This window comes from Verminephrobacter aporrectodeae subsp. tuberculatae At4 (assembly GCF_000193225.1).
GTDB lineage: Bacteria > Pseudomonadota > Gammaproteobacteria > Burkholderiales > Burkholderiaceae_C > Acidovorax > Acidovorax aporrectodeae.
This window is the reverse complement of record NZ_AFAL01000050.1, coordinates 1-6,511: the sequence shown is the minus strand read 5'-3', so window position 1 is coordinate 6,511 and position 6,511 is coordinate 1. Positions and strand designations below refer to the sequence as shown.

Genomic DNA, 6,511 nt, shown 5'->3' with positions numbered 1-6,511 from the left:
CGCGCATGGCGCCCCGGGGGCCTGGATCCGGGGGCTTCGGTGCCGTTGCCGAGCGCCCGGGGCGCCGTGCTCACCGCGGCCGCGCTCACCTGGCTCAATCCCCATGTGTATCTGGACACCGTGCTGCTGCTCGGCGCCATCGCCAGCCCCTACGGCGACGCGCCCCGCGCGGGCTTTGCCGTGGGGGCGACCCTGGCCAGCTGCGTGTGGTTCGCGGCGCTGGGCTATGGTGCCCGCTGGCTCGCGCCGGTGTTTGCTGCGCCGCAGGCATGGCGGGTTCTGGACGCGCTGATTGCGCTCACGATGGGGCTGCTGGCGGTGGGTCTGCTGCGGTCGGCGGGGTGATTCCGGCGTGCGCGCTCATGCTCCGTCGGTGCGCTTGACCTTCGGGTCGGGGTAGGTTGGCGACTTGGCTTGCTGGGCAAGGCGCTCCTGCTGCGTCGTCCGGTTCAACTCCTGGGCGATCTCGATGGCGCTGCCGCTGGCGCGCCACATGGACTGAATGAATTCCAGAAGCTGCTTGTACATGGGTGGTTCCCTGGGCGGCGGCTGTTCGACGGCTTCCCGCTTCCTGTCCACGGTCCAGTCACGGGGGGGTGCTTCGGCGGTGGGAGACCTGTCCGGCGTGCGCGCGGTGGCGCCTTCTCCCAGCCGGTCGAGTGATTCGACGGGGGTCGGTGCGTTGACGGGGCGCACCGGTGGCGCCCCCGAAGCGCCCGTGGAATACAAATCAGCGCCGGGGGGGCGCCAATTTGGCGATCGGTCGACAGGTGGCAGTTGCATGGCAATGGCCCAAGTTTGGAGAAGCAGTGCTGTGGGTCTTTCGGCCTCTTCGTACATTCCTTACGGCAAAAAGAAGGGGAAATTGAGGTCTTTCTCACGGGTAGCCCGAAATCCGGTGTTTCCCCCATGGCCGCCCGTTGTTTTGGCGCACGCCGTCCCCCGGCGCCGGTCAGAGAAAGCGTTCGAGCAGGCGCCGCGAATGCCGCTCCAGCGCCGTGCTGTCCCGGATCCGGAACAGCACGCCGTCGCCGCTGGCGATCAGCAGGTGCGTGCGTCCATCGAGGCGGCGGATGTCTTCTTCGGCCCTGAGGACGAGCCGGGCCGGGCCCCGGTCGGTTTCCACGTCCCAGGTGCTGGGCGTGGAGAAGCTGGAGACGGCAAGGATTTTTTCGATGCCGGGCGCAAATTCGCGCACTGCCAGCTCTTCCTCTATGCGCTGCCGGACGGCGTCGGCGAGCCGATCGAGCCGGGCAATCCACAGCAGTTCGTGGCCGTCGGGGCCGAGCAGCGCCAGGCCCTCTGCGGGCGCGGCGATCGGGAAGGCGCGCACCGGCGTCACGCCCTCGTGCGCCGTGCCGTCGGGCAATGTCAGTACCAGGCGGCCATGCGCGTTGCGCGTGAGCGCGAACGCGGGAGACGGCGACGGGCAGGGGGTTGCGTTCATGGCCGGCTCCGGCGGGGTCAGGGTTTGTCGGCGTGCAGTTCGCGGCCGGCGCTGCGTGCGCCATCGGACGGGGCGGCGGCGGCGGCGGCGGCGTCGCAGGCGGCGCGGCGTGCCTGCGCCTCGTGGAGCCGCCAGTACGCGCCCTGCTTGTGCATGAGTTCGTCGTGCGCGCCGACCTCGACCACGGCCCCGCGGTCCATGACGACCAGCCGGTCGGCCTTGCGCAGCGTCGAGAGGCGGTGCGCGATGGCAATCGTCGTGCGGCCCCGCACCAGGTTGTCCAGCGCCTTCTGGATTTCCTTTTCGGTTTCCGTGTCCACGGCCGAGGTCGCCTCGTCCAGGATCAGGATGCGCGGGTCGATGAGCAGCGCGCGCGCGATCGAAACGCGCTGGCGTTCGCCGCCCGACAGGCCCTGGCCGCGCTCGCCCACGAGCGCGTCGTAGCCGTGCGGCAGGCGCAGGATGAATTCATGCGCATGCGCGGCGCGCGCTGCGGCGACGATCTCGTCGCGCGTGGCCCCGGGCTTGCCGTAGGCGATGTTCTCGGCGATCGTTCCGAAGAACAGAAAGGGCTCTTGCAGCACCAGGCCGATGTGGCGGCGGTAGTCGGCCACGGCAAAGCGGCGGATGTCCACGCCGTCAACCTGGATGGAGCCCTCGCTCACGTCGTAGAAGCGGCTGATCAGGTTCACCAGCGTGCTCTTGCCCGATCCGCTGTGCCCCACCAGGCCGATCATCTCGCCGGGGCGGATGTCCAGACTCAGCCCCGCGATGACGGCGCGGCTGCCGTAGCGAAAGCCCACTGCCCGCAGGCCGATGGCGCCCCGGACCTGGTCGAGTTGCACGGGCTGGGCGGGGTCGGGAACGCTGCTCACGTGGTCGAGGATGTCGAAGATGCGTTTCGCGCCCGCTGCGGCCTTTTGCGTGACCGAGACGATGCGGCTCATCGAGTCGAGCCGCCCGTAGAAGCGCCCGATGTAGGCGACGAAGGCCGAGAGAACGCCGACCGTGATCCGGCTGTGCGCGACCAGCCAGATGCCGAACGCCCAGACCACCAGCAGGCCGATTTCGGTGAGCAGCGAGACCGTGGGCGTGAACAGGCTCCAGGTCCGGTTGAGCTTGTCGTTGACCTCCAGGTTGTGCTGGTTGGCCGCGTGAAAGCGCCGGGATTCGCGCTGTTCCTGGGCAAAGGCCTTGACCACGCGGATTCCGGGAATGGTGTCGGCGAGCACGTTCGTCACCTCGGACCAGACCCGGTCGATCTTCTCGAAGCCGGTGCGCAGGCGGTCGCGCACGGTGTGGATCATCCAGCCGATGAACGGCAGCGGCAGCAGCGTGACCAGCGCCAGCCAGGGGTTGATGGAGAACAGGATCGCCGCCGTCATGGCGATCATGAGCAGGTCGGTGGCGAAATCGAGCGCGTGCATCGACAGAAAGACGTTGATGCGGTCGGTCTCCGAGCCGATGCGCGCCATCAGGTCGCCCGTGCGCTTGCCGCCAAAGTAGTCCAGCGACAGGCGCATCAGGTGCTCGTAGGTCGTGGTGCGCAGGTCGGCGCCGATGCGTTCGGACACCAGCGCCAGGATGTAGGTGCGCGCCCAGCCCAGGCCCCAGGCGGCGAGCGCGGACAAAAGCAGCCCGCCCAGGTAGAGCAGCACCAGGTCGGGTGCGATCTGCTGGCCGTTCTGGAACGGGATCAGGATCTCGTCCATCAGCGGGATCGTGAGGTACGGCGCGACCAGCGTGGCGGCCATGGACGCCAGCGTCAGGGCAAAGCCGGCGGCCAGCTGCCCGCGGTAAGGCCGCGCAAAACGCCACAGGCGCAGCAGCACCCAGGTGGAGGTTCGTGCGGGTTGCGCGCGGGCGCAGGCCGGGCATTCGGTGCTGTCGGGGGGCAGCGGTTCATGGCAGGTGGGGCAGGCAGGGGCGTCGGCTGCATCTGCTGCCTGGTCCTCGCCCCGGGCGCTCTGCCGCTCGAAGCCGTGCACCAGACGCAGCGCCTGGGTGTGGCGCGACAGGGTAAAGCGCCACAGCGCCAGGCGGGACTGGGCGTCGTGCAGTTCCAGCGTGCCCAGGCCGCCATGGTCGTGCAGGCGCAGCGCCAGGGCGCCGTCCACGGGCCAGCTGCGCCAGACCGTGCTGCCCGGGTCGCAGGCCAGCAGGCGTTCGGACGTGAGCACCACCGACCCTGCGGCAAAGCGCAGCGCCGCGCTCAGGTCAACCTGCAGCGTTGCCAGCACGTTCTCCCCGGGAGCGAGCATGGCCCGCAGGTCGGCCGAGCCGCAAGAGACACCCGAGGCGTCCACGACATGGTGATGTTGCATTTTTGTTTGGTATTTCTGCCACCGGCAGCCTGCAGCGGCCGACCGCGCGCGAGCGCGCATTCTCACCGATGCGCAAGCCCAGACGGGTTCAACGTCCGATGCGACGATTTGGCTGACCCGGCCAGGGCGCTGGAGCCCACCGGACTGGCGCACAATCGGCGCCTGAAAAACACCAGATTCCCAAGCCCGCACCGCCCACCCACCCGCTGCAAATCCATGGCGCAATTCGACGACATCCAACTGCTGCGCAGCCACCCCCTGCGCGGCCCGACTATCCGGACCTGCCGGCCCGTGCGCGAGGAGCACTCCGCGCGCACGCAGCCGGGTTTCTTCCATGAGTACCTCACCGATGCGCAAGCAGTGCACGCCCTTTTCGGCCCCTTGATGGGCGGGGTCAGTGGAAGTGGGACCCCCGGATCGGAGGATGCCGATGTCTGATGCACGCACATTGCGCGCCGCCATCTTGTCAGCGCTTGAGGAAACCGGCAGTCCTGGCGGTGAGTTGCAGCCGGGTGCGCTGTACATCCCCTTGTCGCACCTGAGGGCGCTGCGCATGGACACCAGCGTGGTCGTGGGGGGGCGGGGTGTGGGGAAGTCTTTTTGGACGGCCGTGTTGCAGTCCAGCACGCTGCGTGGGCTGATCGGTTCACCCGAACTCGATGGCGTCGAGGTTCGGGTGGGTTTTGCCGGCCGGCAGGACATTGGCCACTATCCGAACGCCGACGTGTTCGCTGCCTTCATCGATGGCGGGGGGGATCCTTGCGATCTCTGGCGCGCCACCGTGTTGCGCTGGATCGCTGAGCGCGCGCAGCAGAGCGTGCCCATGGCCAGTTGGCCGGACACCGTCGCTTGGCTGAAGTCCAAACCCGAAGCCGCGGCGCGCCTGATGCAACGCCGCGGCGACTGGCGTGGCCTGATCCTGTTCGATGCCCTGGACCGCACGAGCAACGACTGGCAGCGAATGGATGACATCGTGCGCGGCCTTTTGCGGGCCATGCTTTGGATCCAGTCTTTTCCGGGCCTGCACGCGAAGGTTTTTTTGCGCGAAGACCAGGCGCAGCGCACCGTTTTCAACTTTCCGGACGCGTCCAAGCTCGCGGCCACCCGGGCCGAGCTGGTTTGGGCCAGACACGATCTGCACGGCTTGCTGTGGCAGCGGCTGGTGAACGCGCCGGATCCGCATGGCGAATGTTTGTGCGCGATGGCCTACGCGACAAAGTACGACGGCGTCTGGTGGTTGCCCGATGCCATGAAGCGGGAATCCAGCACGCAGCGTGCACTGTTCGAGCGGCTTGCCGGCCCCTGGATGGGCAGCGACCGGCGGCGCGGTGTGCCCTATAGCTGGTGCGTCAGCCACTTGGCGGACGGGCGCGGCCAGACCTCGCCGCGCTCCTTTCTCGCGGCGATCCGCCAGGTCGCCGAGGACTCCGGCAACCGGTACCCGGAGCACGCGCTTGCCCTGCATTACGAGAGCATGAAGCGCGGCATTCAGAAGGCGTCGGAGATCCGCGTGCAGGAAATGGCCGAGGACTACCCCTGGGTATCGGACCTGCTCTCGGAGCTCAGGGGAATGAGCGTGCCGTGCGACTACGCCGAGGTGCAAGCGCGCTGGCAGGCACGGTTTCCTGACGGGCCGCAAAGCATTGCCTCGCTGCGGCTGCCGGCGCAGCACGCCGAGCGCGGCTGGGACGGCCTGCGCGAGGACTTGCAGCGGCTGGGCCTGATCAAAACCAGGGAGGACGGTCGCATCGACATGCCGGACCTCTACCGCATCGGCTTTGGCCTGGGGCGCAGGGGCGGCGTCAGGCCGAGGAATCGAGCGCCGTGAGCCTGCGCGCGCAGGGTCTGCGGCCATTGTTTGGCTGACGGCGTCCGACGACTCCTGGCACGGCAAACGACCTCCCGACCGGCGCACAATCAGCGCCCGAAAGAAACACCGCAAACCCCACCCGCTGCAACCCATGGCGCAATTCGACGACATCCAACTGCTGCGCATCAACTACCTGCGCGGCCCGAATATCTGGACCTACCGGCCCGTGCTCGAGGTGTGGCTCGATCTGGGCGGGCTGGAGGAGCATGCATCGAACACGCTGCCCGGTTTTACCGAGCGCCTGACCACCTGGCTGCCGGCGCTGATCGAGCACCACTGCGGCGTGGGCGAGCGCGGCGGCTTCCTGCAGCGCCTGCAGGAAGGCACTTGGTGCGGCCATGTGCTCGAGCACATCGTCATCGAACTGCTCAATCTTGCGGGAATGCCCACGGGCTTTGGTCAGACGCGCGGCACTTCGCAGCGCGGCGTGTACCGCATGGTGTTTCGCGCGCGCGACGAGCAGGTCGGCCGGGTGGCGCTGGCGCAGGGCCACTGCCTGATCATGGCGGCGATCAACGGCCTGGCCTTTGACGTGCCGGCGGCCGTGGCGCGCGTGCGCACCGAGGTTGACGACCAGTACCTGGGCCCGAGCACGGCCTGCATCGTCACTGCTGCGACCGAGCGCGCAATCCCGCATATCCGCCTGAACAGCGGCAACCTGGTGCAACTGGGCTACGGCGCCAGCCAGCGCCGCATCTGGACCGCCGAGACCGAGTTCACCAGCGCCATCGCCGAAGGCATCGCCGGCGACAAGGACCTGACCAAGGGCCTGCTGCGCTCCTGCGGTGTGCCGATCCCCGAAGGCCAATTGGTCGATAGCCCCGAAGAAGCCTGGCAGGCCGCGCAGGACATCGGCCTGCCCGTGGTGCT

The 6,511-nt window shown here is 68.4% G+C and carries 7 protein-coding genes; 4 read left to right on the top strand and 3 right to left on the bottom strand.

From position 1 onward, the window contains the following. Positions 1-345 (top strand): LysE/ArgO family amino acid transporter (locus VTU_RS0102065; RefSeq protein WP_010100247.1); only part of this gene is annotated, 345 nt, incomplete at its 5' end. 15 nt (positions 346-360) lie between these two features. Here VTU_RS0102065 and VTU_RS0102060 read toward each other — a convergent pair. From VTU_RS0102060 to VTU_RS25335, 3 genes are all read right to left on the bottom strand, one after another. After that, the gene (locus tag VTU_RS0102060; protein WP_029554022.1) at positions 361-783 is read right to left on the bottom strand and encodes a hypothetical protein; all 423 of its coding nucleotides are present in this window, start codon (positions 781-783) and stop codon (positions 361-363) included. A gap of 169 nt (positions 784-952) precedes the next feature. Continuing rightward, positions 953-1,447, bottom strand: a complete 495-nt coding sequence (locus VTU_RS0102055) for a cyanophycin metabolism-associated DUF1854 family protein (RefSeq protein WP_010100244.1) — start codon at positions 1,445-1,447, stop codon at positions 953-955. A 17-nt stretch (positions 1,448-1,464) separates the two neighbouring features. Beyond that, positions 1,465-3,771, bottom strand: a complete 2,307-nt coding sequence (locus VTU_RS25335) for a cyanophycin metabolism-associated ABC transporter (RefSeq protein WP_010100243.1) — start codon at positions 3,769-3,771, stop codon at positions 1,465-1,467. A 216-nt stretch (positions 3,772-3,987) separates the two neighbouring features. Between VTU_RS25335 and VTU_RS0102045 the strand changes: the two genes are divergently transcribed. The 3 genes from VTU_RS0102045 to VTU_RS0102035 all read left to right on the top strand — a co-directional run. Beyond that, the gene (locus tag VTU_RS0102045; RefSeq protein WP_010100241.1) at positions 3,988-4,209 is read left to right on the top strand and encodes a hypothetical protein; all 222 of its coding nucleotides are present in this window, start codon (positions 3,988-3,990) and stop codon (positions 4,207-4,209) included. After that, positions 4,202-5,599, top strand: a complete 1,398-nt coding sequence (locus tag VTU_RS0102040) for a hypothetical protein (protein ID WP_029554021.1) — start codon at positions 4,202-4,204, stop codon at positions 5,597-5,599. The genes VTU_RS0102045 and VTU_RS0102040 overlap by 8 nt, the downstream gene beginning before the upstream one ends. A 133-nt stretch (positions 5,600-5,732) precedes the next feature. After that, positions 5,733-6,511, top strand: a 779-nt coding sequence (locus VTU_RS0102035; RefSeq protein WP_010100239.1) for a cyanophycin synthetase family protein, incomplete at its 3' end; no start/stop codon positions are given.